Origin of the sequence: Salinicola sp. 4072, assembly GCF_036663415.1 — a bacterium.
Classification (GTDB): domain Bacteria; phylum Pseudomonadota; class Gammaproteobacteria; order Pseudomonadales; family Halomonadaceae; genus Salinicola; species Salinicola salarius_A.
Genome location: NZ_JAXOVV010000066.1, coordinates 1 through 1,741, shown reverse-complemented (window position 1 = coordinate 1,741; position 1,741 = coordinate 1). Strand labels below are relative to the sequence as shown.

At 54.8% G+C, this 1,741-nt stretch carries 1 rRNA gene; it reads left to right on the top strand.

The features are described from left to right. Window positions 1-1,694, top strand: a 23S ribosomal RNA gene (locus R3F72_RS18445); the annotation flags it as partial. Window positions 1,695-1,741 lie beyond the last annotated feature (47 nt).

Here is a 1,741-nt window from a genome sequence, read left to right as displayed (position 1 = left end):
GAAGGTGTGTTGAGAAGCATGCTGGAGATATCACGAGTGCGAATGCTGACATGAGTAACGACAAGGGGAGTGAAAAACTCCCCCGCCGGAAGACCAAGGTTTTCTGTTCTATGCTAATCAGAGCAGAGTGAGTCGGCCCCTAAGGCGAGGCTGAAAAGCGTAGTCGATGGGAAACGGGTTAATATTCCCGTACCGGATGTGATTGCGATGGGGGGACGAAGAAGGCTAGGTGAGCCAGGCGTTGGTTGTCCTGGTGAAAGTCAGTAGGCTGAGGACTTAGGCAAATCCGGGTCCTTTAGGCCGAGAGACGAGACGAACGGACTACGGTCCGGAAGTCATCGATGCCACGCTTCCAGGAAAAGCCTCTAAGCTTCAGATCACATGCGACCGTACCCCAAACCGACACAGGTGGTCAGGGTGAGAATCCCAAGGCGCTTGAGAGAACTCGGGTGAAGGAACTAGGCAAAATGGCACCGTAACTTCGGGAGAAGGTGCGCCGGCTTAGGGTGAAGGACCTCGCGTCCCGAGCTTGAACCGGTCGAAGATACCAGGTGGCTGCAACTGTTTATTAAAAACACAGCACTCTGCTAACGCGTAAGCGGACGTATAGGGTGTGACGCCTGCCCGGTGCCGGAAGGTTAATTGATGGTGTTAGCCGTAAGGCGAAGCTCTTGATCGAAGCCCCGGTAAACGGCGGCCGTAACTATAACGGTCCTAAGGTAGCGAAATTCCTTGTCGGGTAAGTTCCGACCTGCACGAATGGCGTAATGATGGCCACGCTGTCTCCACCCGAGACTCAGTGAAATTGAAATCGCAGTGAAGATGCTGTGTACCCGCGGCTAGACGGAAAGACCCCGTGAACCTTTACTATAGCTTCACACTGGACGCTGATGTTGCTTGTGTAGGATAGCTGGGAGGCTTGGAAACCGGGACGCTAGTTCCGGTGGAGCCAACCTTGAAATACCAGCCTGGCATCATTGGCGTTCTAACTTGGCACCGTGATCCGGTGTGAGGACAGTGTGTGGTGGGTAGTTTGACTGGGGCGGTCTCCTCCGAAAGCGTAACGGAGGAGCACGAAGGTACCCTCAGCACGGTTGGAAATCGTGCATTGAGTGCAAGAGCATAAGGGTGCTTAACTGCGAGACAGACACGTCGAGCAGGTACGAAAGTAGGTTCTAGTGATCCGGTGGTTCTGTATGGAAGGGCCATCGCTCAACGGATAAAAGGTACTCCGGGGATAACAGGCTGATACCGCCCAAGAGTTCACATCGACGGCGGTGTTTGGCACCTCGATGTCGGCTCATCACATCCTGGGGCTGAAGTCGGTCCCAAGGGTATGGCTGTTCGCCATTTAAAGTGGTACGCGAGCTGGGTTTAGAACGTCGTGAGACAGTTCGGTCCCTATCTGCCGTGGGCGTTGGAGATTTGAGAAGTGCTGCTCCTAGTACGAGAGGACCGGAGTGGACGCACCTCTGGTGTTCCGGTTGTCACGCCAGTGGCATCGCCGGGTAGCTATGTGCGGACGGGATAACCGCTGAAAGCATCTAAGCGGGAAGCCTTCTTCAAGATGAGATCTCCCCGAGACTTCGAGTCTCCTAAAGGGTCCAGCAAGACTAGCTGGTTGATAGGCACGGTGTGGAAGCGCTGCAAGGCGTTGAGCTAACGTGTACTAATGCCCCGTGAGGCTTGACCATATAACCCCAAGGGGTTTACGACACCGGTACGAGACGTACCGCGTGCG